The sequence below is a fragment of the Pseudomonas sp. LARHCG127 genome (assembly GCF_052871455.1).
The window spans coordinates 13,730-40,170 of the sequence record NZ_JBIXJT010000010.1 but is presented as its reverse complement, the minus strand read 5'-3'; the positions used below and the strand labels follow the sequence as shown (position 1 = coordinate 40,170).

Here is a 26,441-nt window from a genome sequence, read left to right as displayed (position 1 = left end):
TTTTTAGCTTCTGTGGCTTCTGTGGCGAGGGAGCTTGCTCCCGCTCGGGTGCGCAGCGCCCGCTTTTTTTCTAGGGCTGCTTCGCAACCCAGCGGGAGCAAGCTCCCTCGCCACAGGGGTATCAGTGTCCATAAGGTTGTGTCAGTGCTTGAGGCTGGCCTGCACCGCCGCTACGCCATCCTTGCCATCGAAGCTGGTCACGCCAGCGAGCCAGCGCTGCAAATCCTCGGGATGTTCGCGCAGCCATTGCCGGGCGACGTCCTGGGGTGTCTTGCGCTCCATGATCGGCACCATCATCTGGCTTTCCTGGGCGGCGGTGAACGTGAGATTTTCCAGCAGCCGCTGAACGTTGGGGCAACGCTGGGCGTAGTCCGGCGCGGTCACCGTGGACACGGTCGCGGCGCCTTCGTTCGGACCATAGACGTCTTCGCTGCCCGTCAGGTAGGCGATGTTCATGTTGATGTTCATCGGGTGCGGGGTCCAGCCGACGAACACCACGAATTCCTTGCGATTCACCGCCCGCTGCACCGCCGCCAGCATCCCCGCCTCACCGGATTCGATCAGCTTGAAATCCTTGAGGCCAAAGTGATTGGTTTCGATCATGGTCTTGATGGTGGTGTTGGCGCCACTGCCTGGCTCAATCCCATAGATCTTGCCACCAAGCTGATCCTTGAACCGGGCGATGTCGGCAAAGGTCTTGAGCCCCGCCGCAGCCACGTAGTCCGGGACGGCCAAGGTGGCCTGGGCATCGGCCAGGCTGGGTTTACCCAGGACCTTCACCTGGTTGGCCGCCAGGAACGGGGCGATGTTCTTGTCCATTGCCGGTTTCCAATAACCCAGGAAGATATCGAGCCGCTTGTCGCGGATGCCGGCGAAGATGATCTGCTGCACGGCGCTGGTCTGCTTGCTTTCGTAGCCCAGCCCGGTGAGCAACACGTCGGCCATGCCGCTGGTAGCGATCACGTCGGTCCAGTTGACCACGCCCATGCGTACGGTCTGGCAAGATGCAGGTTCAGCGGCCATCGCGCCGGAGCTTAGTAGAACGGTACCGCAGAGGAACGACAGACAGCGCTTGGACAGTCTTTTCATCGCGAGGGGTCTCGTGCGGCAGTGGATTGTTGTAGGTCGGTGTCTAGGTGCACCGTGCCTGGAACATTACGCAGCGTCGAGGCGGTAAAGGTGAACTGTGGCGACTTGGTTTTGCACGGTGGCGACAGGGAGAGCGGCTTGAAATGCTTTTGTGGCGAGGGAGCTTGCTCCCGCTCGGTTGCGTAGCAACCAAAAAAGCGAGGGCGGCTTCGCCACCCAGCGGGAGCAAGCTCCCTCGCCACAGAACCCCCTGTTCACAAGAAGTCCTTCACAAAGACCGCTTGGTCACAGGTTAATGTTTGTAGGCCTTTTGCCCCCACGCCAGGAAGCCTTCCAACAACTCCCTGAGCACCACCTGGGTCGGCGCCGCCAGATCGGAGCGATAGTTGAACGGTTCGAACTCTTCCATGTAGGTGCTTTGGCACAGTTCCAGTTGCACCGCGTGAATGTCCTCGGCCGGGTTGCCGTAATACCGGGTGATGTGTCCGCCCTTGAAACGCCCGTTGAGCACATGGGTGAACTGGCCATGGCGAGCGCAGATGGCTTCGAGCTGGCTGGCCAGGGTCGGGTCGCAGCTGGCGCCGTTGAACGTGCCCAGGTTGAAGTCCGGCAGCTTGCCGTCGAACAGGTGCGGGATCACCGAACGGATCGAGTGGGCATCGAACAGCAAGGCATAGCCGAACTCGGCCTTGAGCCGCGCCAGCTCCTGCTGCAGCGCCTGGTGGTACGGCATCCAGACTTGTCGCAGGTACGTCGCCCGCTCCTCGGCCGACGGTTCCAGTCCTTCGCGAAACAACGGCACGCCATCGAACAGCGTCGCCGGGTACAGACCGGTGGTGGCGCCGACGTACATCGGCTTGTCATCGGCGGGGCGATTCAGGTCGACGACGAACCGCGAGTATTCCGCGGCCAGGGTGCTGGCGCCCAACTCATTGGCGAACGCATAGAGCTTGGGAATGTGCCAGTCAGTGTCCGGCAGGCTCTGGGCCTCGGGGATCAACCCGGCCTGTACCGCCGGGGTCAGGCGCAGGCCGGCGTGGGGCATGCTGATCAACAGCGGCACGCGCCCTTGCTTGAAATTCAGGACCTTCTCCACAACCATTCTCCTCAATCGATTTCCACGCCGTGACGCACGACGCGTTTTTCCAGATCGCCACCGAGCCAGTACGCCAGGTCAGCGGGGCGGTCGATGTGCCAGGCGACAAAATCCGCGACCTTGCCGGCTTCCAGCGAACCGTGGGTCTGCGCCATGCCCAAGGCCTGGGCCGCATGAATCGTCGCCCCCGCCAAGGCTTCTTCCGGGGTCATGCGAAAACAGGTGCAGGCCATGTTCAACATCAAGCGCAACGACAACGCCGGCGAAGTGCCGGGGTTGAGGTCGCTGGCCACGGCGATTTTCACGCCGTGCTTGCGCAGGGCATCCATGGGCGGCAGCTGGGTTTCGCGCAGGAAATAAAACGCCCCCGGCAGCAACACCGCCACGGTGCCGGACGCGGCCATGGCCATGGCATCGTCTTCGGTCATGAACTCCAGGTGATCGGCCGACAGCGCCTGGTAGCGTGCCGCAAGGCTGGAACCCTGCAGCGATGACAACTGTTCGGCGTGCAGCTTCACCGGCAGGCCCAATTGCTGCGCGGTGATGAACACCCGCTCGACCTGCGCCGGGGAAAAGGCCAGGTATTCGCAAAAGGCGTCCACCGCATCCACCAGCCCCTCTGCCGCCAGGGCCGGCAGCATCTCGGTGCAGATGTGCTCGATGTAATCATCGGCGCGGTCCTTGTATTCCGGCGGCAAGGCGTGGGCCGCCAGGCAGGTGCTGCGTACGCTGACCGGAAGTTCGGCAGCGAGGCGGCGAATGACCCGCAAGATCTTGCGTTCGCTGGCCAGGTCCAAGCCATAGCCGGACTTGATTTCCACCGTGGTCACGCCGTCACGCATCAGGCTTTTCAGGCGTTTGGCCGCGCTGGCGAACAGCTCGTCTTCACTGGCGGCGCGGGTGGCGCGCACGGTACTGGCGATGCCACCGCCGGCCGCGGCGATTTCGGCGTAGCTGACACCTTGCAGGCGCTGTTCGAACTCACCGCTGCGGTTGCCGCCAAACACCGTGTGGGTGTGGCAGTCGATCAGCCCCGGCGTGACCCAGGCGCCCTTGAGGTCGTTGACCGCCGGGTAATCGCCTGCTGGCAACTCGGCGCACGGGCCGATCCATTGAATGTGCTCGTCCTGGGTGACGATGGCGGCGTCTTCGATGATCGAGTAGACGCCTTGGGCCATGGTGGCGGCGTGGCAGTTTTGCCAGAGGGTTTTCATCCCGGTTTCCTCGTCTCATTCAAAATCGAATCGCGAGCAGGCTCGCTCCCACAGGGATCAGGGGTGTACCCCAAATGAAGGGCTCGACACCGATCCCCTGTGGGAGCGAGCTTGCTCGCGAAGGGGCCCTTACAGGCTCGGCAACAGCTGCGCCGTAACCAATTCGTTCAGGCACCGACTCGCCAGCAATTCACTCGCTGCATTGATGTCCGGCGCAAAGAACCGGTCCTTCTCATAGAACGGCACTTCTGCACGCAACAGGCCCCGGGCCTGTTCCAGTTTGGCGGAAGTCTTCAAGCCGCCGCGCAGGTCCAGGCCCTGGCATGCCGCAAGCCATTCCACCGCCAAAATCCCACGGGTGTTCTCGGCCATCTCCCACAGGCGCTTGCCAGCGGCCGGGGCCATGGAGACGTGGTCTTCCTGGTTGGCCGAGGTCGGCAGGCTGTCCACCGAATGGGGATGGGACAGCGCCTTGTTTTCACTGGCCAGGGCGGCCGCAGTCACTTGGGCGATCATGAAGCCGGAGTTCACCCCGCCATTGGCCACCAAGAACGGCGGCAGTTGCGACATGTGCTTGTCCATCATCAGCGAAATGCGCCGCTCACTCAGGGAGCCGATTTCGGCAATCGCCAGGGCCATGTTGTCAGCGGCCATCGCCACCGGTTCAGCGTGGAAGTTGCCACCGGAAATCACGTCGCCCTCGGCAGCGAACACCAGCGGGTTGTCCGACACCGCGTTGGCCTCGATCACCAGCACTTCGGCAGCCTGGCGGAACTGGGTCAGGCAGGCACCCATCACTTGCGGCTGGCAGCGCAGGGAGTACGGGTCCTGGACCTTGTCGCAGTTCTGGTGCGAATCGGAGACTTCGCTGCGCTCGCCCAGCAGGTCGCGGTAGGCCGCGGCGGCATCGATCTGGCCTTTCTGGCCGCGAGCCGCATGGATACGTGCATCGAATGGCGAACGCGAACCGAGCACCGCTTCCACCGTGAGGCTGCCCAGGGCCAGGGCACCGGCGAACAGGTCTTCGCCTTCGAACAGGCCGCGCAGGGCAAACGCGGTGGAGACCTGGGTGCCGTTGAGCAGCGCCAGGCCTTCCTTGGCGGCCAGGGTCAGCGGCGCGAGGCCGGCCATTTTCAGGGCGTCGACGGCCGGCAGCCATTCGCCCTTGTAGCGGGCCTTGCCTTCGCCCAGCAGCACCAGGGACATATGGGCCAGCGGCGCCAGGTCACCGGACGCACCGACCGACCCCTTGAGCGGGATGTGCGGGTAGACCTCGGCATTGATCAGCGCAATCAGCGCATCGATCACCTGCCGACGGATGCCGGAAAAACCCCGGCTCAGGCTGTTGACCTTGAGCACCATGACCAACCGCACCAGCGCATCGCTGATCGGCTCGCCCACGCCAGCGGCATGGGACAGCACCAGGGAGCGCTGCAGGTTCTCCAGGTCTTCGCTGGCGATGCGGGTCGAGGCCAGCAGGCCGAAACCGGTGTTGATGCCGTAGGCGGTACGGTTCTCGGCGAGGATCTGTTCCACGCACGCAACACTGGCCTCGATCTGCGCCGACGCGCTGGCGTCCAGGCTCAGGGTCACCGGATGCTGATAGATGTCACGCAATTGAGCCAGGCTCAATTGGCCGGGAATCAGGTTTAAGGCAGTCATGTATTGCTCCTTTTGAGAGTTTTGTTTTTCACCCGCCAGTCGCTCCGGAATGTTCCGTTATCCGTCACCTTCGCTTTTTGGGCGATGCCTTGTGGGCTATAGGTGCCTTGGCACGCTGGCGCTATTTTTGATCAGTTCAAATGGGGTAGTACGTTGTGCAGCACGTTCGGATCTTTTAGCAGCCCGGCGGCACTGGCGATGTCCGGCGCCAGCCAGCGATCCTGGTCGTAGGCCGGAACACGCTCGCGCAGCAGCTTCCAGGCGATGTCCGTCCCGGCGCCGAAGCGCTGCGTCTTGAGAAATTCAAAGGCCTGGGCCGCCAGCAGGTATTCGATGGCGAGGATCTGCGTGCAGTTTTCCAACGCCCGGTGCAGCTTCAGGGCGGCGTTGGTGCCCATGCTCAAATGGTCTTCCTGCAACCCGGAGGTGACGAAATTGTCCAGCACCGCCGGTTGCGCCAATTGCTTGTTTTCCGCGCACAGCGATGCGGCGACGTATTGCACGATCATCATCCCCGAGTTCACGCCGGGGTTGGCCACCAGGAAGGCTGGCAGGCCGCTGACGTGCGGGTTGATCAGCCGGTCGAGGCGGCGCTCGGCGATGGAGCCGATCTCTGCCATGGCAATCGCCAGCAGGTCTGCCGCCAACGCCACCGATTGGCCGTGGGGATTGGCCTGGGACATGACCCGGAAGTTCTCCGGTGTCCCCAGCAGCAGCGGGTTATCGGTCACCGAGTTGAGTTCGGTTTCGATCTGTTGTCGGGCATGGGCCAATTGGTCGCGAGCCGCGCCGTGTACCTGGGGAATCGAACGGATACTCAAGGCGTCCTGGGTGCGAATACCCAGGCTACCGGCGATGACTTCGCTGCCGTCGAGCAATGCCCGCAGATTGACGCCGACCTGCTGCATGCCCGGATGCGGCTTCAGCGCCATGACGTCGGCGTCGAACGCGGCGATCTGGCCGCGCTGGGCCTCGAAACTCATGGCGCCGATCACGTCGGCCCATTGCACCAGTCGCGTGGCATCGGCCAGGGCCAGGCAACTGAGGCCGGTCATGCATGGCGTGCCGTTGACCAGGCACAAACCGTCCTTGGCCCCCAGTTGCACCGGTTGCAAATTCTCGGCGGCCAGGGCCTGTTGCGCCGGGACGATTTGCCCGCGATAGCTGACCTGGCCAACGCCCAGCAACGCAATGCCGATGTGGGCCATGTGGGTCAGGTAACCCACCGAACCCTGGGACGGCACTTGCGGGGTGATGCCGCGATTGAGCAGGGCCAGCAACGCCTCGACCACGCGCCGATGGATGCCGGACTTGCCCTGGCTGTAGTTATGGATGGCCGCGCAGAGAATCGCCCGGGTCTGCTCGTCGGAGAGCGCCGGGCCGACGCCACAGGCATGGCTGAGCAGGGTATTGCGCGACAGTTGGCTGAGTTGTTCGTCCTTGAGCGAGACATTGCACAAGGCGCCCAGGCCGGTGTTGACGCCATAGGCGCGTTCGCCGCTTTCGACGATGCGCTGGACGATGGCCTGGGCATTGTCGATCCGTGCCCAGGTCTGGGTCGACAGCTCTAGCACCGCGCCGAAGCGAGCGACGGCGACCACGTCCTGCCAGCGCAACGGAGCGCCGGTGATGATGATTTTTTCAGCCTGGGACATCTTCAACCTCATGAAAAAATTATTTCAGCATCACATCTGGCTAAAAGCACAGCCTTTGTGGCGCGGGAGCTTACTCCCGCTGGACTGCGCAGCAGGCCCAAAAGAAGCGGCCGCTACGCGCCCGAGCGGGAGCAAGCTCCCTCGCCACAAAAGCGCGCCAGCCACCACAACCTCAAACCACCGCAGCCCTGCGCTGCACAAACCGATCGACATACTCATCCGCCGGCGAGTGCAGGATCTCCCGCGGCGTGCCGACCTGGATCAGCTTGCCGTCCTTGAGAATCGCAATGCGATTGCCGATGCGCACGGCCTCGTCGAGGTCGTGGGTGATGAAGACGATGGTCTTGTGCAGGGTCTTTTGCAGTTCCAGCAACTGGTCCTGCATTTCCGCGCGGATCAGCGGGTCGAGGGCGCTGAAGGCTTCGTCCATCAGGATGATGTCCGTGTCCGCCGCCAAGGCCCGGGCCAAACCGACGCGCTGGCGCATGCCACCGGAGAGCTGGTGCGGGTATTTGTTCTCATAGCCTTTCAGGCCCACGGTGTTGATCCAGTGCAGCGCCCGCTCGGCGCACACCTGCTTGCTCTCGCCGCGCACTGTCAAGCCGTAGGCGACGTTGTCCAGCACGCTCTTGTGGGGCAGCAGGCCGAAGCTCTGGAACACCATGCTGATTTTGTGCCGGCGAAATTCGCGCAAGGCGTCCATGTCCAGTTGCAGGATGTCTTCGCCGTCCACCAGGATCGCGCCGCTAGTGGGATCGATCAGCCGGTTGAAATGGCGCACCAACGTGGATTTGCCGGAGCCGGACAGGCCCATGATCACGAAGATCTCACCGGTGCCGATGCTCAGCGACAGGTCGTTCACGCCGACCACGCAGCCGGTTTCGGCCAGCACCTGGTCCTTGGTCTTGTTCTGGCGGATCAGCTCCAGGGCTTCCTTGGAGCGGTTGCCGAAAATCTTGAAGACGTTTTTGACTTCGATCTTGCTGATGGCTGCGTTGCTCATTTGCTCACCTCATGCCGAGGACGACCATAGGCCTGGGTAATGCGGTCGATGACCACGGCGAGAATCACAATGGCCAGGCCCGCTTCCAGGCCACGCCCGACGTTGAGGGTCTGGATGCCCACCAATACGTCTTCACCCAAGCCACGGGCGCCGATCATCGAGGCGATGACGACCATCGACAGGGCCATCATGGTGGTCTGGTTGATCCCGGCCATGATGCTCGGCAGGGCCAGGGGCAGTTGCACGCCGAACAACTGCTGCCAGCGGTTGGCGCCGAAGGCGTTGATCGCCTCCATCACTTCGCCGTCCACCTGGCGGATGCCCAGGTCAGTCAGGCGAATCAACGGCGGCGCGGCGTAGATCACCGTGGCGAAGATCGCCGGGACCTTGCCCAGGCCAAACAGCATCAACACCGGAATCAGGTACACGAAGCTCGGCATGGTCTGCATGATGTCCAGCAACGGCATCAACACCGAACGCAGGCGATTGCTGCGCGCCGAGAGAATGCCCAGGGGAATGCCGATCATCACCGAGATCAGCGTCGCCACCAGCATCAGGGCGAGGGTCTGCATCAATTTGTCCCACAGGCCCACCGCGCCCACCAGGAACAACAGGCCGACGATCACCGCCGTAGCGACGACCTTGCGGGTGGCGTGCCAGGCAACGCCGCCGACGATGGCCAGCATCAACCACCACGGCGCCATGCGCAGCAGGCCTTCGAGGTTGACGATGGCCCACAGCAGGGTGTCGGAGATGTGCCGGAACACATCGCCATAATTGGTCACCAAGGAATCGACCCAACCGTTGACCCAGTCGGCGATGGAGAAGGTAAAGCTTTCGGGAAACATAAGAGACTCTCGATCAGGTGGATGCGGTGAATGTCCCGGCCAGCCCCACGGTTGGCCGGGAAATATTCGACCTACAGAGCCGCGTCGATTTTCTTGGCAGCGTCTTCACTGACCCAGGCGTGCCAGACTTCAGGATGTTCCTTCAGGAAGATCTTCGCCAGTTTCGGCGACTCGATCCGCTCTTTGGCCATGCGCCCGAGGTTCTGGTTCAGGATATCGATCGGCAGGTTGACCTTTTCCAGCACCGCCACCAGTTCCGGGGCTTCGTCGTGGAAGGTCTTGGACAGGCCGACCTTGATGCTCACACTTTTATCCACGCCGGGTTTTTCTTCGAGTTTGACCAAGTCCACCTGGCCCATCAGCGGCGTTGGCGACCAGTAGTAGAACAGGATCGGCTCGCCACGCTTGTAGCTCGACAGCACCGCCGCATCCAGGGCCGGGCCGGTGCCTGGACGGAAGTTGGTGTAGGTTTTTTCCAGGCCGTAGCTCTTCAGCATTTCGCTGTTGTCCAGCTCGCAGGTCCAGCCGGCCGGGCAGTTGTAGAAGCGGCCCTTGGATGGCTCTTCCTGATCCTTGAACACGACGGCGTACTGGCCCAGGTCGGCGATGTTCTTCAGGCCCGGGGCCTTGGCTTCGAGCTTGCGCTTGGCATCGCCTTCAATCACGTAGCGCGGCACGTACCAGCCTTCGATGGCGCCCACCACCGGGGCCCCGACGCCGACCACCTTGCCGGCCTTCTCGGCCTTGTTCCAGACTTCACTGCGGCCGACCCACTCTTCGGCAAATACCTGGATGTCGTTGCTGCTCAGGGCGTTTTCCATGGTGATGGAGTTGCCGGGCAGGCTGTCGGTCTTGCAGTCGTAGCCTTTTTCCAGCACCACTTGCAGGACGTCGGTCAGCAGCATGCCGCTTTCCCAGTTCAGGCCGGCGAATTTCACCGGTTTACCCGACTCGCACCAACCGGCCGCTTGCGTGGCGCCGGCGCTGGCCAGCAGGCCCATGGAAAGCAATGTGGTCAGCAGGGTCTTGTTCGACTTCATTATGTGACGCTCCTAATCAGTTGGATTGGCTTACGGCAGTCAAGAGGCATCCAGCCCTGTCAACGTCCCATCAGACCGCTTGGATGCGGCCCGCCCTGCTCGGTTGTGCGTCAACCGCGTCCTGCTCGACCGGCAGGATCAATTGATCGGGTACTGCGCTGTGCCACTTCCTGGCGACGACGTAATACAGCGCCGCCGGGACCACCAGGCCGATGATCCAGGAGATGTCCACACCGCCCATGGCTTTCACCAACGGACCGGTATAGAACTTGGTGGCAATGAACGGCAACTGAACCAGTACACCAAAGACGTAGACGCTGATGCCGAGGGCATTCCAGCGACCGTAGCGACCCTTCGGATCGTTCAATGCCGGCACGTCATAACGCTCGCGCGTGATGCAGTAGTAGTCCACCAGGTTGATCGCGCTCCACGGCGTGAAGAACGCCAGCAAGAACAAGATGAAGGACTTGAACGCACCGAGAAACGAGTGCTGGCCGAGCAGCGCGATCAAGGTCGCCGCGCCGACAATGAACAGCACGAACACCAGACGCTGCACACGCGTTACGTTCAGGTGTCCCCGGAACCCGCTGATGATGGTCGCGATGCACATGAAGCTACCGTAGGAGTTCAGCGTGGAGATGGTGACCTTGCCGAACGCGATGCTGAAGTACAGCAACGCAGCCGTGGCACCGGTACCGCCCAGGCCAACGATGTAGGCCACTTCGTGACCGGCGAACTGCCCGTTGGCCGAGGCGGCGGCAAACACGCCGAGGATCATCGCCACCTGTGCGCCGATGACTGAACCGGCACCTGCGGCAAAAAAGGTTTTCACCGAAGAGGTCTTGCTCGGCAGGTAACGCGAATAGTCCGCCACGTAGGGGCCGAAGGCGATCTGCCAGGAGGCCGCGAGCGACACCGCCAGCAGGAAACTGCTCCAGCTGAAATGGCGGATTTGCAGGAGTGCGCCCACGTCGGTCTGGCTGATCAGGCGAGCAAACAGGTAAACAAAGGCAATCACACCAATCACGCTGGCGACACGGCCAATGAAGTGAATCACCCGATACCCGAGCACCGTGACCAGCACAATGACACTGGCGAAAATGAGGATGCCGACACTGTCGCTGACACCAAACAACTGGCCCAGCGCCTGGCCGGAAAGCACGGTCCCCGTCGCGGTGAAACCCAGGTACATCAGGCACACCAGCACGATCGGGATGGCCGCGCCATACACACCAAACTGCACACGACTGGAGATCATCTGCGGCAGGCCAAGCTTTGGCCCTTGGGCGGCATGCAAGGCCATGACGCCACCGCCGAGCACTTGGCCGATCAGCAAACCGATCAACGACCAGAACACATCACCGCCCAGCACCACCGCCAATGCACCGGTGACGATTGCAGTGATTTGCAGGTTGGCCCCCATCCAGAGGGTGAACTGGCTCAACAGCCGACCGTGTCGCTCCGCTTCCGGGATGTAGTCGATCGAACGTTTCTCGATCAACGGCTTGCTGCTTGCGCGTGTGCTGGTGACAGCCATGGTTCAACCTCTGTGGATTGTTCTGCAATTCATCCCTGTGGGAGCGAGCTTGCTCGCGATGAGGGCGTGTCAGTAGACGGAACCGGTACTGATCCACCGCTATCGCGAGCAAGCTCGCTCCCACAAGGGATCCGGGATTACTTGCCGGTAATCATCGGCAGGTTCAGCCCCTGCTCCTTCGCGCAATCAATGGCGATCTGGTAACCGGCATCGGCATGGCGCATCACGCCGGTCGCCGGATCGTTGTGCAGCACGCGGGCAATCCGCTCGGCCGCTTCATCGGTACCATCGCAGACGATCACCATGCCCGAGTGCTGGGAGAAGCCCATGCCGACGCCGCCACCGTGGTGCAGCGATACCCAAGTCGCGCCACTGGCGGTGTTGAGCAAGGCATTGAGCAGCGGCCAGTCGGAAACGGCGTCGGAGCCGTCCTGCATGGATTCTGTTTCACGGTTCGGGCTGGCCACGGAACCGGAGTCGAGGTGGTCACGGCCGATGACGATCGGCGCCGACAGCTCACCGCTGCGCACCATTTCGTTGAACGCCAGGCCCAACTTGGCGCGCTGGCCCAGGCCAACCCAGCAGATCCGTGCCGGCAAGCCCTGGAAGCTGATGCGCTCGCGAGCCATGTCCAACCAGTTATGCAGGTGAGCGTCGTCGGGGATCAGTTCCTTGACCTTGGCGTCGGTCTTGTAGATGTCCTGCGGGTCACCCGACAGCGCCGCCCAGCGGAACGGGCCGATGCCGCGGCAAAACAGCGGACGGATGTAGGCCGGGACGAAACCCGGGAAGTCGAAGGCATTTTCGACGCCCTCTTCCTGGGCCATCTGGCGGATGTTGTTGCCGTAATCGAAGGTCGGCACGCCCATTTTCTGGAAGGCCAGCATGGCTTTGACGTGGACGGCCATCGATTGCTTGGCGGCCTTCACCACGGCGGCGGGCTCGGTCTTGGCGCGGGCACGGTATTCGTCCCAGGTCCAGCCGGCCGGCAGATAGCCGTTGAGGGGATCGTGGGCGCTGGTCTGGTCGGTGACCATGTCCGGACGCACACCACGACGGACCATTTCCGGCAGGATTTCCGCCGCGTTCCCACACAGTGCAATGGAAATCGCCTTGCCTTCGGCGGTGTATTTCTCGATGCGCGCCAGGGCGTCGTCGAGGTCTTTGGCCTGCTCGTCGACGTAGCGGGTTTTCAGGCGGAAATCGATGCTCACCTGCTGGCACTCGATGTTCAGCGAGCATGCACCGGCCAAGGTCGCGGCCAGCGGCTGTGCGCCGCCCATGCCGCCCAGGCCGGCGGTCAGCACCCAGCGGCCCTTGAGGTTGGAATCGTAATGCTGGCGACCGGCCTCGACGAAGGTTTCATAGGTGCCTTGCACGATGCCCTGGCTGCCGATGTAGATCCAGCTGCCGGCGGTCATCTGGCCGTACATGGCCAGGCCCTTGGCGTCGAGTTCGTTGAAATGTTCCCAACTGGCCCAGTGCGGCACCAGGTTGGAGTTGGCGATCAGTACGCGGGGGGCGTTGCTGTGGGTCTTGAACACGCCCACCGGCTTGCCGGATTGCACCAGCAGGGTTTCGTCGTCATTCAGGTGGGTGAGGCTTTCGACGATCTTGTCGTAGCACTCCCAGTTGCGTGCCGCGCGGCCGATGCCACCGTAGACCACCAGCTCCTTGGGGTTCTCGGCCACTTCCGGGTCGAGGTTGTTCATCAGCATGCGCAGCGGCGCTTCGGTCAGCCAGCTCTTGGCGGTCAGCGTGTTACCGCGAGGGGCGCGGATTTCAACGTCACGGTATTTTTCGGGTTTGCGGGTAGCGTCGGTCACAGCAAAAACTCCTCAGCGATCAATCCAGACCAGCCCGGGCAGTGGGCAGCGATTTCTACGAACGTTGCGTTGAATATCGGTGACTCATACGCATACGTCTTTACTTGTATGTACAAGCATATGCAATCAAGCGGCCAACTTGTTAGAGGTAGTGTTCAGAAACGGTTGGGGAATTGCTGAAAGCCTTGTGATTCAAGGGCTGCTGAGCGGCATGAAATTTTTGACGGGGGGGTTCAAAGGGAGGAATCGGGGGGACATAAAAGCGTGATATTGCGCCACGCTGGGGCATTCAGTAACAAGTTGGTGCGTGCGGAAGGAACAATAAACACGCTTTTTGTGGCGAGGGAGCTTGCTCCCGCTGGGCTGCGAAGCAGACCCCAAAAAACAGGGCCGCTGCGCGCTGGAGCGCCAGCCCGGCCCAGCGGGAGCAAGCTCCCTCGCCACAAAAGCTCTGTCGCAGGATTTCTTTAGTGGGCCGTCAGCTCGATCACGCAGCATTGGCCGTGGGTGGTGATTTCCAGCAGCCCGGTGTTGCCGCTCAGTTGCAGGCAGTCATAAAGCCCCAGCGCCTCGACAGCCTCATCCATCTTGATCCTCAGCGTCGGCGCGGCACTGAACACCAACACCGTTGCCGCCTCGCTGAAAAACCGCTGCTGGCCGCCCAACCATTGCAATCGCGCGCGGTAACGCTGCGGTGCGTAGATCAGGTTGAAGTCACGAATCGGTCCGCCCAGCAGCGTGCAATGCACATGGCTCTCGCCGCTGAACGCAAAAGCGTCCAGCGGATAAAGCGCCCGCGTAGCCTGACCATCGACATTCAACGTCATGCCATCTCCCTGCAAGACACTGATGATCCGCTCGTAACCGGCGAAGGTGGAAAAACCACCCGACTCACCGATATCGGCAATCGACAGTCTCCAGCCGAAACCTTCCAGGCCGGTGCCGGCATCGCGAGTGATTTCCTCGGTACTGCCGCCACCGTTCTTCCAAGGCATGCGCGGGTAATCCGCGGCACGTAACACTTTCAATTGGCTCATTTATGAAAACGCCCTTCCAGACTGTGACGTGAGCCCGGATGGATCAGGCGAGCGGCGGTGACCGGTTGGCGCCCGGACCAGGTGCGGCGACGGATCAACAGGCACGGCTCGCCCCTTTCGATCTGCAACAGCTTGCATTCGCTCGGCTCGGCTAGGATCGCCTCCACTACGTGCTCGCCTTCGGTCAGCGGCGCAACCTGGTTCAGGTAGGCGTAGGGGGTTTGCACGGTAAAGTCCTGCTTGAGGTATTCAGGTGCCACCAGTGCGTTGACGAAACGGTCCTCGATTTGCACGGGGATGTCGTTCTCGAAATGCACGATCAGTGAATGGAATACCTTCTGGCCTTCACGCATGTCCAAGGCCAGGGCCCGCTCGGAACCGGCCGCCTCTTCTTCCAGGGTGATGACCTTGCAGCTGTGACGATGACCACGGGAGGCGATTTCATCCGCGATGTTATGCACTTCGAACAACGCGGACTGGCTCTTGGGCTCGGCCACGAAGGTGCCGACACCCTGCATGCGCACCAACAGGCCGTCGGCGGTCATTTCCCGCAGGGCACGGTTGATGGTCATGCGGCTGAAACCCAGCTGGCTGACCAGCTCGCTTTCCGATGGCACACGGTAATGCGGCGGCCAGTTTCCACTGTCGATCTGCTGGGTAATCATTTGTTTAACGCGGGCGTACAAGGGCGCCGGACTGTCACCCATGTTTGCGGCCAGCGGCGGTTTGGCAGGCGGAGTCGGCACGGCGGTTCCCTGTTCTGCGAATAAGGTTGCTAGCTTGCCGGAGTTTACCGGCCAGGCAAACGTCTGTATATGTATATACAAATTACGCACGATGAGGTTGAACCATGTCCGCCTTCTTTGCCGAACGCGCGCTGCTGCCTAGTGGATGGGCCTATGATGTACGTCTTGAGGTGGATGCCGCAGGCGTCCTGACCCATATCCAGGCCGGCTCCCACGCAGATGGCGCCGAACGGCTGGGCGGTCCGCTGTTGCCGGGCATGCCGAACCTGCACTCCCACGCCTTCCAACGGGCGATGGCCGGGCTGGCGGAAGTGGCGGGCAATCCCAACGACAGTTTCTGGACCTGGCGCGACTTGATGTACCGCCTCGTCGGAAAAATCAGCCCCGACCAACTCGGCATCATCGCCCGCCAGCTGTACATCGAAATGCTCAAGGCCGGCTATACTTCGGTCGCTGAATTCCACTATGTCCACCATGACACCGACGGCGCGCCCTACGCCGACCCGGCGGAGCTGGCCCTGCGTATCAGCCACGCCGCCAGCGCCGCCGGCATTGGCCTGACGCTGCTGCCGGTGCTCTACAGCCATTCCGGCTTTGGCGGCCAGGCACCCAACGACGGGCAGCGCCGGTTCATCAACAGCACCGAAAACTACTTGAAACTTCAGTCGCGCTTGCAGCCGATCCTGGCCGGGCAAGCGTCCCAGGCGCTGGGCCTGTGCTTCCACTCGCTGCGCGCCGTGACGCCCGGGCAGATCCAGGACGTGCTGGCCGCCAGCGACCATGATTGCCCGGTGCACATCCATATTGCCGAGCAGCAAAAGGAAGTCGACGACTGCCTGGGCTGGAGCGGCGCGCGTCCGCTGCAATGGCTGTATGACAACACCGAGGTCGATCAGCGCTGGTGCCTGGTCCACGCCACCCACGCCAACGCCCAGGAAGTCAGCCTCATGGCCAAGAGCCGGGCGATTGCCGGCCTGTGCCTGACCACCGAAGCCAATTTGGGGGACGGGATTTTCCCGGCCGTGGATTTCCTCGCCCAGGGCGGACGCCTCGGTATTGGCTCCGACAGCCATGTGTCATTGAGCGTGGTCGAAGAATTGCGCTGGCTGGAATATGGCCAGCGCCTGCGGGATCAACGGCGCAACCGCTTGTATCGGGCGGATCAGCCGATGGTTGGCCGCACCTTGTTTGACGCGGCATTGGAAGGCGGCGCCCAGGCCCTGGGGCAGCCGATCGGCGCTCTCGAAATCGGCAAGCGCGCCGACTGGCTGGTGCTCGATGGCAACGACCCATACCTGGCCACGGCCCAGGGCGACGGGATCCTCAATCGCTGGCTGTTCGCCGGCGGCGATCGCCAGGTGCGCGATGTGATGGTCGGCGGACAGTGGGTGGTGCGTGAGGGGCGTCATGCCGGCGAAGCGGAAAGCGCCCGGGCGTTTACCCAGGTATTGCGCGAACTGCTGGGCTGACCCCAAGAATCGATGTGACAGATACCAAATGTGGGAGCGAGCTTGCTCGCGATGAGACCTTTACCTTCAAGTCCGCTATCGCGAGCAAGCTCGCTCCCACATTGGTTTTCGGGTGACTGTCAGTCCGAAGTCTTGGCCATCTGCCGGTCCGACGCGCGCCAGACCAGGCGTGTCGTGTCGTAGCCCTGCTGGCGCGCCTTGCTCAGCAGTTCTTCGCGCACGACGCTGTTGACGGTCGGTGTGCGGGACAGCAGCCACATGTAGCGACGGCTCGGGTCGCCGACGATGGCGGTCTTGTAATCATCGCTGACGTAGAGCACCCAGTATTGCCCTTTCGCCACGCCCGGCACGATCCGGGAAAACCAGTTATCGAATTCGACCCAGAGCTTGTCGGTCTTGCCCGGCACCTGCGGCGTCGCGGTGCCCCTGGCTTCTTCCCACTGCCAGTCCGAGGTCAGGCAGCGATTGAGCACGCCCACGTTGCCGTCTGGCTTGAGGGTGTAGTGAGCTTCCGATTGCGCGCAATTGCGCTGGAAATACATGGGCAGGCGGGCCAACTCATACCAGGTCCCCTGGTAACGCTTGAGATTGACGCTGTTGACCGTCTTGGGTGCCAACGGATCTTCGCCAGAAGTGGCACAGCCAGCCAATACCAGGCCAGCCAAAAGCACAAACACTAACCGCATCATTATTTTTCTCCCGCAGGCCACTGGCCTCGGTTTACTTCAGGCCTTGGCCGGAAAACATCAACACTTTGTCACCGGCGTACTGCACGCTGATAAAGCTTTTCTGGTCGCCCCAGGTGCAGCTGGACATGCCGAGGGCGCCTGAGCAATCGGTCGGTTTCCCCAGCAACGTTTCGACTTCGGCCTTGGGCATGCCAGCCGACAGCTTCGAATAGTTTTCCTGGTTGACCTTGCTGCATGCGGTCAGCACGACGCACATAAACAGCAGAGCGATAGAACGCAGCGACATGGTGTAACTCCTGGAACGGAAGGGAGGTGGCAGGGTGCCAACCTGATCCTTAGAAGAGAAAACCCCTATCTGGTTCCCTCGCGCCGCCAGTATTTATTGGCCGTGCAGAGGTGTTTCATCGGTGAGTCACTCGGTTTGTGACGCCGTCGTACCTTTCGTCGGGATTGGACCCTGGACGCCTGATGAGCCGGGCTTCTACGCCGATAAAAAGTCACAGCGCAAAACCCTGCGTTATGGCAAATTGACAGCCCATCCTGACCCGTCCCTCCGCGGTAGTGTTCTTAATGACCAGAAACATGAAATTCAGCCATAAAATCCTGCTGGCTGCCGCCCTCGTGGTGGCCGTTGCATTCGCCTGTTTCATCCTGTTCAACGACTACCGTCAACGCCAAAGCCTGCACGCCAGCACCGAGACTTCCATGCAGGAACTCGGCAGCCTGACCAGCCGTAACATCCAGACATGGGTCGACGGCCGTATCCAATTGCTGCAATCGCTGGCCCAACAGATCGCCGTGGACGGCAGCAGTGCCGACAGCCTCAAGCGCGCCGTGGGCCTGCCGGCCTATACCGGCAATTTCCAGCTCAGCTATTTCGGCGGCACCGACGGCCTGATGTTCTCGGTACCGGCCGGCAATCGCGCCGCCGACTACGACCCTCGCGCCCGTGGCTGGTACAAGGCTGCCAACAGCGCACAGCAAACCATCGTCACTGAACCCTACATCGCCGCCTCGTCGGGCAAGCTGGTGATCACCGTCGCCACTCCGGTACAACGCCAGAACCAGATGATCGGCGTGGCCGGTGCGGACATCGACCTGTCCAGCGTCAGCGCCATCATCAACTCGCTGAACTTCGGCGGCCACGGCCACGCGTTCATCGTCAGCGCCGACGGCAAGATCCTGATCCACCCCGACAGCAAGCGCGTGCTCAAGACCCTGGCCGAGGCCTACCCCAACGGCGCGCCGCAAATCAGCCCGGGTGTGAAGGAAGTCGACCTCGACGGCAAGTCCCAATTCATCTCCTTCACCCGGGTCAATGGTGTGCCGGGCACCGATTGGTACGTGGCGCTGGTGCTCGACAAGGACACCGCCCTGGCGATGCTCAGTGAGTTCCGCACTTCGGCACTGATCGCCATGGTCATCGCCGTGGTGTTCATCATCGCCTTGCTGGGCATGTTGATCCGCGTGTTGATGCAACCGCTGCTGACCATGGGCCGCGCCATGCATGACATCGCCGAAGGCGAAGGCGACCTGACTCGGCGCCTGGTGATCCACGGCCAGGACGAATTCGGCGCCCTGGGCACGTCGTTCAACCGTTTTGTCGAGCGCATTCACACCTCGATCCGCGAAGTGGCCTCGGCCACCGGCCAGGTCAACGAAGTCGCCCTGCGCGTGGTCAGTGCCTCCAACTCGTCGATGTTCAACTCCGACCAGCAGGCGTCGCGCACCAGCAGCGTGGCCGCGGCCATCAACCAGCTCGGCGCCGCCGCCCAGGAAATCGCCCAGAATGCCGCCCTCGCCTCGCAACATTCCAGCGAGGCCCGCAACCTGGCCGAAGATGGCCAGCAAGTAGTGGATAAAACCATCGCGGCCATGCAGCAGTTGTCAGCCAAGATCAGCGATTCGTGCGGCAACATCGAAACCCTGAACAGCAACACGGTGAACATCGGCCAGATCCTCGAGGTGATCACCAGCATCTCCCAGCAAACCAACCTGCTCGCCCTCAACGCCGCCATCGAAGCGGCACGGGCCGGTGAGGCCGGGCGCGGCTTCGCGGTGGTGGCCGATGAAGTGCGCAACCTGGCCCACCGCACCCAGGACTCGGCGCAGCAAGTGCAGAAGATGATCGAAGAGCTGCAAGTCGGCGCACGGGAAGCGGTACTGACCATGACCGACAGCCAGCGCCAGAGCGAAGGCAGCGTCAGCATCGCCAACCAGGCCGGCGAACGGCTGGGCAGCGTGACCCAACGCATCGGTGAAATCGACGGCATGAATCAATCCGTGGCGACCGCCACCGAAGAACAGACCGCCGTGGTGGAATCGATCAACGTCGACATCACCGAGATCAATACGCTTAACCAGGAAGGCGTGGAAAACCTGCAAGCCACCTTGCGGGCCTGTGCCGACCTCGAGCAGCAGGCGGCGCGGTTGAAGCAGTTGGTGGGCAGTTTCCGGATCTAGTGCTATCGAAGGCCCCATCGCGAGCAAGCTCGCTCCCACAGTTGACCGCACTCTACTGTGGGAGCGAGCTTGCTCGCGATGGCGATAGCGGCCACAACACAATTTAGAACCTGGACCCAGGCCTGCTCAAGAACTCCACTTCCTCAGCCGTGGACTCACGCCCCAACACCGCATTGCGATGGGGAAAGCGGCCAAACCGCGCAATGATCTTCTGATGCCGCTCGGCATAATCCAGGTTGTCCTCAAACACCGCACGCTGCGCCTCGGGCTGTTCTCGAACCAACTCGATGAACCGCGACACGGCTTCGTTCTGCACCGCGAGGTTTTCGCAGTGTTCGAGTACGAGGTAGATGAATACGCGCTGGATGGGTTTGAGTTGCTGATCGAAGCCCGCCGCCAGTCCTTGAGCCACCAGCGCTTGGGCACGCAGGTCGCCGGAAAAACCTTCGGGGGTGTTGCGATAGATCATCCGGGGAAGTTGATCCAGTAGCAGCACCAAGGCCAGCCAACCTTCCGGGCGTTGCGCCCAATCGGTCAATCCGCCGGCCAGTGCCTGCTCGACCTGATCACCGAAGCGCTCTTGCGCCTGGCGATCATGGCCTTTGCCAAACCATAGCTTGCCCTTGTCAGCCGCGATCTCATCTGGTTTTTCGGCTGTGCCAAACCACCAATCGAGCAACGGCTGCCAGGGCTCGGCCATGATTTACTCCTTGTGGTAAGCCGTGGCGCGGGCCACTTCTTCCTTCGAGCCGAGGAACACGGCCACACGCTGGTGCAGGCCTTCAGGCTTGATATCAAGGATGCGCTGGTGGCCATCGGTGGAAGCGCCACCGGCCTGCTCCACCAGGAACGACATCGGGTTGGCTTCGTACATCAGGCGCAGCTTGCCTGGCTTGGAGGGCTCGCGGCTGTCACGCGGGTACATGAACAGGCCACCACGGGTCAGGATCCGGTGCACATCGGCAACCATCGCGGCGACCCAGCGCATGTTGTAGTTCTTCTTCAGCGGGCCTTCTTCACCGGCCAGCAACTCACTGACGTAGCGTTGTACCGGAGCTTCCCAGTGACGCTGGTTGGACATGTTGATGGCGAATTCCTGGGTGGTTTCAGGAATGGTGATGTCTTCGTGGGTCAGGACGAAGCTGCCCATCTCGCGGTCCAGGGTGAAGCCCTTGACGCCGTCGCCCAAGGTCAGCACCAGCATGGTCTGCGGACCATAGATGGCATAACCGGCGGCAACCTGCTCGGTGCCTGGCTGCAAGAAGGCCTTTTCATTCAGGGCTTCGTTCTGGCTCAGGTACTCGTTCGGGCAACGCAGTACCGAGAAGATGGTGCCGACCGGCGCGTTGATGTCGATGTTCGACGAACCGTCCAGTGGGTCGAACACCAGCAGGTAGGCACCCTTGGGGTATTTGCCGGGAATCTGGTAGGCATTGTCCATTTCCTCGGACGCCATGCCCGCCAGGTGACCGCCCCATTCGTTGGCTTCGAGCAGGATTTCGTTGGACAGCACGTCCAGCTTCTTCTGCACTTCGCCCTGCACGTTTTCGGTGCCCATGCTGCCCAGGACACCACCCAAGGCGCCTTTGGAGACGGCGTGGCTGATCTCCTTGCACGCACGCGCCACCACTTCGATCAAAAAGCGCAGATCGGCAGGGGTATTGTTGCTGCGGGTCTGCTCAATCAAATAGCGACTCAAGGTAACGCGGGACATGGACGGCTCCGAAAAATAGGGGGCGGAAAACCCGCGCAGTTTAGCGCGAGTCGGGACTTAATTCCTCCTATGAGACGGGATATGGAGGATTGAGTTCACGGCGCAGCGGTTCGCCTGGGTATTTCTGTTGAATGACAGGGCGCCATCGCGAGCAAGCTCGCTCCCACAGTTGACCGAGTTCTTCCGAGGAACACGGTCCAGTGTGGGAGCGAGCTTGCTCGCGATGAACACACCTCAGCTCTTGACCGGCGGCTTGCGCAGCAGGCTGAAAGCCATCGCCGCGAGGAACAGCACGCTCAGCAGCAGCACCGCCCACAAGCCGATTTTCTTCCAGTTGGTATCGACCGTCGCCGGCACAGCGGCAGCGGCCGTAACCGGCGTCGAAGTGGCCGAGCCGTTCACCGTCGCCGTCCCCAACGCCGCCAGGCGCGACGGTTTGTAATCGGGCACCAACGTGGTCAATGGCAAGCTGGCCGCCTTGGCTGTCGCGCTGCCCAGCGCCAGGCGGTAGGGGCCTTCGCCCCGCGCCAGGAACACCACTTGGGTCGGACGCACGGCAAAGCGCAACGCCGGGGCTTCGGTTCCCAGGCCACCGCCGCGCTCGTCCACGGTCAATTTCAGTTGCTGCACGGTCTGGCCGGACAGTTGCAGACGGTTTTGCAGCACGTCCTGGCCGTTCTGGGTCAGGCGATAAAGCAAACCAGCGCCCAGCGGCTGCCACGGATGGCTGCTTTCGCGGCGGCCAGCCAGGGTCACCGGCGCCAGGCTGTTGGCTTGGCTCAGTTCGACCTCCACCTGTTCGATGTTCAGCCCCATGGGCAGCTGCCAGGTGTATTCACCGGTCTTCGTCGTGCTGCCGGCCAACGGCTGCGACCAGGCCAGTGGCAACGGCAGGTTTTCGCGGCTGGCGCTTTGCAACTGGGCCGAGGTCAGCACCGGCGCCGAGGACGGCGAATCCCACAGCAGCCGCAGATAGCGCGCCGGCTGCCCCGGCAGATTCACTTCATGCTGTTCGACCTGCTCGTCGGCAAAGGTCAGGCGCGCCACCTGGCCTTCGCCCCATGACTGCCAGTGCTGCAAATCGTCGCTGGCTTCGATGGTGAATCGCTGGAAACCGTCGCGCTCACTGGTCCAGTCGAGGATCAACTGCTGCAGCGGTGCCTTGATCGCACTGGCATCCAACAACCAGCCACGCAACGCCTCTTCCCCGGCTTCGAGCCGGCTGGCGGGTTGGACTTCAACCAGGGTGCCGTTGGCGTTCGATTGCACCCGCACGCTGGGCGCGCGCTCGTTGTCATCGGCGGCGTTGTACAGCGGGAACCACTTCACGTCGGTGAAGGTGCGGTTTTCCCGACTCTGAGCCGACTCGCGCACCAAGGCGTAGGCCTGGGCCTGGCCGGCGGCGTTGAAGACTCGCAAGTCGCTCAGGTCGGTCTGCCGCGCTTGCAATTGAACGTCCAATGGCAATGGCAGGCGATACCACGGCCCTTCGCCGCTCAAGGCCAACGGCACCTGATGGGCGAAATCCGCCGGTTGCTCCTGGGCCGTAGCCGACAAGGCCACCCACAATCCGACCACCCCCAGCCCGATCCGATTCAACGTGCGACTCAAGATGACACTCCCTCACTGACAGGCATCGGCGGCTCGACCGGTGAGGCCGTTTCCGGGCGTTTTGGCGGCAGCGGCGCGAAGTAGCCCACCACCAGCAACAACACGCCCACGCCGATAAACGACACGATCCGCGCCAGACCGCCACGGTTACTCAATTCGACAAAGAACAGCTTCGCCACGACCACGGCGATCAACGCCGCGCCCACCAGCCACACTTCTCGACGATGGCGCAGGTGACCACCGATCATCAGGCCCAGGGCGATCAGGGTCCAGACAATGGACAAGCCGGCCTGCACGAACATTGACTCGAGCAGCGCATCCAGCTCGTACGGGACCCCCATCCACTGGTGAGCCGTACGCATCACCAGGGCAGTGAAGAACGCGAACAGCGACACACCGGCGATCAACTGGGCGATGTACCCGACGCGACTCCAGCGGTTCGTCGATTGCGCCACGGCGTTGCGGGCCCACACATAGATACCGAACAAGGCGAACAGCAGGCCCAGTTCCAGGGGATTGAGCAACGGCACATAAGGCAGTGGCTCTGAGTTGCCATCGCTGAAGGTGTTGGTCAGCCAGAACCAACCGAGCATCAACAGCGCCATGGGCGCCGCCGCGTAGACCCGGTATTCGCGCGGCTGGGCCGAGACCGGCCATGGCAAGGTACGCGGCGTGGCCATCAGCACCAGGTACAAGCCCGGCAGGATCGCCCAGGCCAGCCAGCGCCAGGCATTGTACTGCTCGGACAGCAATAGCAGGCCGTAACGCAACTCCAGCATCAACACCGCCATCAGCAACCAGCAACCCAGGACGTGGGCCGTACTGCGCGCCTGCGCCGGCAGCGTCTCGGCCAGGCGCTTGAGCGAGAGGAAATGCACGGCGAATACCGCCAGCCAGGCCAGCCAGCCAACGTTCGCCGCCGGGTGGTAATGGCTGTGCCCCGTTGCCACCAGCACACAACCCGTCGCCGGGATCAACAAGGTGCACAGCAGCCCCAGCGCCGGCCATTTCAAGCGCAGCGACAATACGCTCCACACCGCCACGCTGAGCGCCGCGCCCCCCAACAGCAAGCTGCCTTGCTGATTCGCCGGGGCGAAGCGCAGCACTTCGCTGACCCACGCCAGCGCCCACCAACCGGCGCCCCAGATCAGCAGCAGCTCGGACAGGCGTTGCAAGCTCAAGGCATCGAGTTCCTGCGCCGCATGCGCCCGTTGCAGGCGCCATGCCCCCACCAGCGCTGCCAGCCCCAGCACCAACGGCGTCCAGAAGCCGCTATGGGCCAGGGGCCGCAGGTCCTCGGCATTGAGCGGCCCCAACAGCGCCGGCCCCGCCGTCAGGAACGCCGCACCGCCCAGCAGTTGCAACAGCAGGCCGAAGACAAAACTCACCCGTTGTTTCAGGTACAGGCTCAGCCAGATGATCAACAGGCCGCTGGCCGCCCATACGCCGCTCGCCGTTTGCCACGGCAGGACGAACAGCACCGCGAGATTGATCAGCACCAGCCCCGCCAGCAATACCACCGACAAGCCGCGCAGCAACCGGACATCGTTGCGCACCATGTCGTCGCGCGCCGCCAGCAACATGCCGCCGATCAACGCCAGGCCGATCAGCGAGGCACTGAGCAAACCGCTCCAACCCGCGCTGAACACCGCTGAGGCATCGCCCTCGGCACCTTGCAAGCGCAACAGGAACAGCGCGCCGCCGAGCAATTGCACCGCAAACGCCGTGAACAGGAAGCTACGCGATTGCAGGCGCAGGCCGACAAACAGCGTCGCCAAACCGGCGAGGGCCCAGGCAATGGCGGTGCCGTGGGTGAGGAAGAACAGCGGTGCCAGCAGATAGAGGAAACTCAGCCCCAGCACCGCCAGCATCGGCCGGCCTTGGCGTTCCCAATGCGAACAGTGTCCGGGCTCAGCCTTGAGCAACTGGTAGAAGGTGAACAGCAAGGCGCCGCCGAGCATCAATGCTCCCAGCGGTGAACCATCGAGCAGGCTGCCGTCGCCAGTGCGCAACTCGCTGAGGAACGCCAGTGCCGAGCCCACTTGCAGCAACAAGGCAAAAGCCCGGGCCAATGGACGTTGCTGGCGCAGGCCCAGCCAGAAGATTCCCGCGCCTTCCACGGCCCACGCCGCCGCGGTCCAACGGGCATCGAGCCCCAACGGGATCGCCAGGCTGGCAAAAATCACCCCCAGGGCCAGGCAGGTTTCCGCCAACAGCAGGGCGCGCCCACCCATCAATAGCCGAGCCAGGCCCATGTAGATCATGCCCAGGGCCAGGGCGCTGAAGGCGGCGGCGAATTCCAGGTGCTGCACCAACGCGAACTGCAAGCCGAAGCCCACCAGCGGCGGGCCGAAGAGCATGCTGCCGTCCACGTAATCGCCCTTGCGCGCCGACCAGCGCAGCAACGCCTCGCGGCTAGCGTCTTCGGGAGCGTCGCTCATTTCCAACAATTTGCGCCGCGTGAACAGCAAGCCAATCGCCAGGTAGATGAGGAAGAACAGGATCAGGAACGGCTCGGTGCTCCACAGCAGTTCCGGTGTGTAGGAACGCAGGCCCCAGGCGAAACCGATGCCGAAGGTGCCGACAAAACCGATCAGGTTGAGCAGGCGCCAGGCCTTGAACCAGGCGATCGCGAGGATGCCGGCATTGAGCAGGATGAAATAGCTGAACAGGGCAACGTGGTTGCCGCTGCCGGTGGAGGTCAGGATCGGGGCGGCAAACCCGCCCAGCGCCGCCGCAGCAGCCAAGCCCATGGCGTTCTGGGTAACCGCGAGGATCGCCGAGAACACCGTGACCGCCACCAGCAAACCCAGGGCCGCCTTGGAGTCGAGCAACGGATGCAGGCGCATGGCGGCGAACACCGTCAGGTACAGCACGGCGATCCCGGTCCCCTGGAGCATCAGCGCATAACTGCTGTTGCGTTGGCGCAACCACCAGCCCAGGCCCAGCAGGCCCAACGCACTGGCCGCGACACCGGCGTAACGCACTTCGATCGGCACCACCATGCCTTCGGTGGCGTAGCGCAGCAGGAACGCCAGGCCGAGGAACAACAGCAGCACACCGACTCGCAGCACGGTATTGCCGCCAAACAGCCAGTTGCGCGCGCCCGTCACGGCGCGGTCGAACAGATTCGGGCCGCGCGGGGCCGCCGGCTCCGCAGCGATCGGCTCCAGGGGCAAAGGGGCAAAGTCGCGGTTGGCACGTCGACTGGACGTCTCTGGCGCGGGTTTCCAAATGTTCTCGGGCAACGGCTGGCTGGCCTGGCTGGCCATCGCGGAAACGGGTTCGAGGTCTGGCGGCAACTCCCAGACGAGCTGCGGCTCGCTACGCGTCGCGGGCTGCGCGGCCTGGGGCACGGCAACCTCGGGCGCTGGCGTCGGATCAGGTGGCTCGGCCACCTTGCCGCGTTCGAGAACCGCCAGGCGGGCTTCCAGCGTGAGCACGCTCTGCTGGGCTTCCTGCAACAAGATCTGTTGCTTGGCGGCCTGGACTCCCAGGCGCCCCAGTCGAAACGCCTGGGCGATGCCAAGCCCCACCAGTGCGCCTATCAGCGCATCGGCGAACGACTCGTCCACCACCCAGCCGAGTGCCAGGCCCAACAACGTCAAGATCCATTGCATGGTCGATATCCCTAAGCGGCCCGTTGCGGGCGTAACCGGGGTGATGCGGTGCCTGGATCAGTCTAGTGGAAAACCCCCACGCCCTGTGGGAGCGAGCTTGCTCGCGATGCGGTGTGTCAGGT

The 26,441-nt window shown here is 62.6% G+C and carries 20 protein-coding genes; 2 read left to right on the top strand and 18 right to left on the bottom strand.

Annotated features, from left to right (window positions below):
- Nucleotides 1-141: 141 nt before the first annotated feature.
- The 12 genes from ACIPQ1_RS17955 to hutC form a co-directional block, all read right to left on the bottom strand.
- Nucleotides 142-1,089, bottom strand: coding sequence for a choline ABC transporter substrate-binding protein (locus ACIPQ1_RS17955; protein WP_446534544.1), 948 nt, complete (start codon nt 1,087-1,089; stop codon nt 142-144).
- A gap of 292 nt (nt 1,090-1,381) precedes the next feature.
- Nucleotides 1,382-2,185, bottom strand: a complete 804-nt coding sequence (gene hutG, locus ACIPQ1_RS17950; protein ID WP_446534543.1) for an N-formylglutamate deformylase — start codon at nt 2,183-2,185, stop codon at nt 1,382-1,384.
- An 11-nt stretch (nt 2,186-2,196) separates the two neighbouring features.
- Nucleotides 2,197-3,399 (bottom strand): imidazolonepropionase, encoded by a 1,203-nt coding sequence (gene hutI / locus ACIPQ1_RS17945; RefSeq protein WP_446534542.1) that lies wholly within the window; start codon nt 3,397-3,399, stop codon nt 2,197-2,199.
- Between the two features lie 129 nt (nt 3,400-3,528).
- Nucleotides 3,529-5,061, bottom strand: coding sequence for a histidine ammonia-lyase (hutH, locus tag ACIPQ1_RS17940; protein ID WP_411386249.1), 1,533 nt, complete (start codon nt 5,059-5,061; stop codon nt 3,529-3,531).
- 131 nt (nt 5,062-5,192) lie between these two features.
- Nucleotides 5,193-6,716, bottom strand: coding sequence for a histidine ammonia-lyase (gene hutH, locus ACIPQ1_RS17935; RefSeq protein WP_446534541.1), 1,524 nt, complete (start codon nt 6,714-6,716; stop codon nt 5,193-5,195).
- A 172-nt stretch (nt 6,717-6,888) separates the two neighbouring features.
- Nucleotides 6,889-7,719, bottom strand: a complete 831-nt coding sequence (locus tag ACIPQ1_RS17930; RefSeq protein ID WP_446534540.1) for a quaternary amine ABC transporter ATP-binding protein — start codon at nt 7,717-7,719, stop codon at nt 6,889-6,891.
- A complete protein-coding gene (locus tag ACIPQ1_RS17925; protein WP_181290757.1) occupies nt 7,716-8,567 on the bottom strand; it encodes an ABC transporter permease in 852 nt (283 codons plus the stop codon). Before ACIPQ1_RS17925 ends, ACIPQ1_RS17930 begins: the two co-directional genes overlap by 4 nt.
- Nucleotides 8,568-8,638: 71 nt before the next feature.
- The gene (locus ACIPQ1_RS17920) at nt 8,639-9,607 is read right to left on the bottom strand and encodes an ABC transporter substrate-binding protein (protein ID WP_446534539.1); all 969 of its coding nucleotides are present in this window, start codon (nt 9,605-9,607) and stop codon (nt 8,639-8,641) included.
- A 70-nt stretch (nt 9,608-9,677) separates the two neighbouring features.
- The gene (locus ACIPQ1_RS17915) at nt 9,678-11,144 is read right to left on the bottom strand and encodes a purine-cytosine permease family protein (protein ID WP_446534538.1); all 1,467 of its coding nucleotides are present in this window, start codon (nt 11,142-11,144) and stop codon (nt 9,678-9,680) included.
- Between the two features lie 137 nt (nt 11,145-11,281).
- Nucleotides 11,282-12,970, bottom strand: a complete 1,689-nt coding sequence (gene hutU / locus ACIPQ1_RS17910) for a urocanate hydratase (RefSeq protein WP_446534537.1) — start codon at nt 12,968-12,970, stop codon at nt 11,282-11,284.
- 467 nt (nt 12,971-13,437) lie between these two features.
- Nucleotides 13,438-14,007 carry a HutD/Ves family protein gene (locus tag ACIPQ1_RS17905; RefSeq protein WP_411386246.1) on the bottom strand — a complete coding sequence of 190 codons (570 nt, stop codon included), beginning with the start codon at nt 14,005-14,007 and terminating at the stop codon, nt 13,438-13,440.
- On the bottom strand, nt 14,004-14,714 hold the full coding sequence (hutC, locus tag ACIPQ1_RS17900; protein WP_014336125.1) for a histidine utilization repressor: 711 nt from the start codon (nt 14,712-14,714) through the stop codon (nt 14,004-14,006). Before hutC ends, ACIPQ1_RS17905 begins: the two co-directional genes overlap by 4 nt.
- Before the next feature lie 143 nt (nt 14,715-14,857).
- On the opposite strand from hutC, the gene ACIPQ1_RS17895 reads away from it, so the two are divergent.
- On the top strand, nt 14,858-16,222 hold the full coding sequence (locus tag ACIPQ1_RS17895) for a formimidoylglutamate deiminase (RefSeq protein WP_411386245.1): 1,365 nt from the start codon (nt 14,858-14,860) through the stop codon (nt 16,220-16,222).
- A gap of 119 nt (nt 16,223-16,341) precedes the next feature.
- On the opposite strand, the gene ACIPQ1_RS17890 is transcribed toward ACIPQ1_RS17895, so the two are convergent.
- Nucleotides 16,342-16,911, bottom strand: a complete 570-nt coding sequence (locus ACIPQ1_RS17890) for a lipocalin family protein (RefSeq protein ID WP_250961905.1) — start codon at nt 16,909-16,911, stop codon at nt 16,342-16,344.
- Nucleotides 16,912-16,942: 31 nt separating this feature from the next.
- A complete protein-coding gene (locus tag ACIPQ1_RS17885) occupies nt 16,943-17,197 on the bottom strand; it encodes a hypothetical protein (protein ID WP_003186715.1) in 255 nt (84 codons plus the stop codon).
- 284 nt (nt 17,198-17,481) lie between these two features.
- On the opposite strand from ACIPQ1_RS17885, the gene ACIPQ1_RS17880 reads away from it, so the two are divergent.
- Nucleotides 17,482-19,374 (top strand): methyl-accepting chemotaxis protein, encoded by a 1,893-nt coding sequence (locus ACIPQ1_RS17880; RefSeq protein ID WP_446534536.1) that lies wholly within the window; start codon nt 17,482-17,484, stop codon nt 19,372-19,374.
- A 103-nt stretch (nt 19,375-19,477) separates the two neighbouring features.
- Here ACIPQ1_RS17880 and ACIPQ1_RS17875 read toward each other — a convergent pair whose 3' ends face one another.
- From ACIPQ1_RS17875 to ACIPQ1_RS17860, 4 genes are all read right to left on the bottom strand, one after another.
- Nucleotides 19,478-20,074 (bottom strand): DUF924 family protein, encoded by a 597-nt coding sequence (locus ACIPQ1_RS17875; RefSeq protein WP_250961903.1) that lies wholly within the window; start codon nt 20,072-20,074, stop codon nt 19,478-19,480.
- A gap of 3 nt (nt 20,075-20,077) precedes the next feature.
- Complete coding sequence (locus tag ACIPQ1_RS17870) at nt 20,078-21,088, bottom strand: class 1 fructose-bisphosphatase (protein ID WP_030141457.1); 1,011 nt, start codon at nt 21,086-21,088, stop codon at nt 20,078-20,080.
- A 234-nt stretch (nt 21,089-21,322) separates the two neighbouring features.
- The gene (locus ACIPQ1_RS17865) at nt 21,323-22,699 is read right to left on the bottom strand and encodes a DUF3999 domain-containing protein (protein WP_411386242.1); all 1,377 of its coding nucleotides are present in this window, start codon (nt 22,697-22,699) and stop codon (nt 21,323-21,325) included.
- Complete coding sequence (locus tag ACIPQ1_RS17860; protein ID WP_446534535.1) at nt 22,696-26,319, bottom strand: DUF2339 domain-containing protein; 3,624 nt, start codon at nt 26,317-26,319, stop codon at nt 22,696-22,698. Before ACIPQ1_RS17860 ends, ACIPQ1_RS17865 begins: the two co-directional genes overlap by 4 nt.
- Between the last annotated feature and the right edge of the window lie 122 nt (nt 26,320-26,441).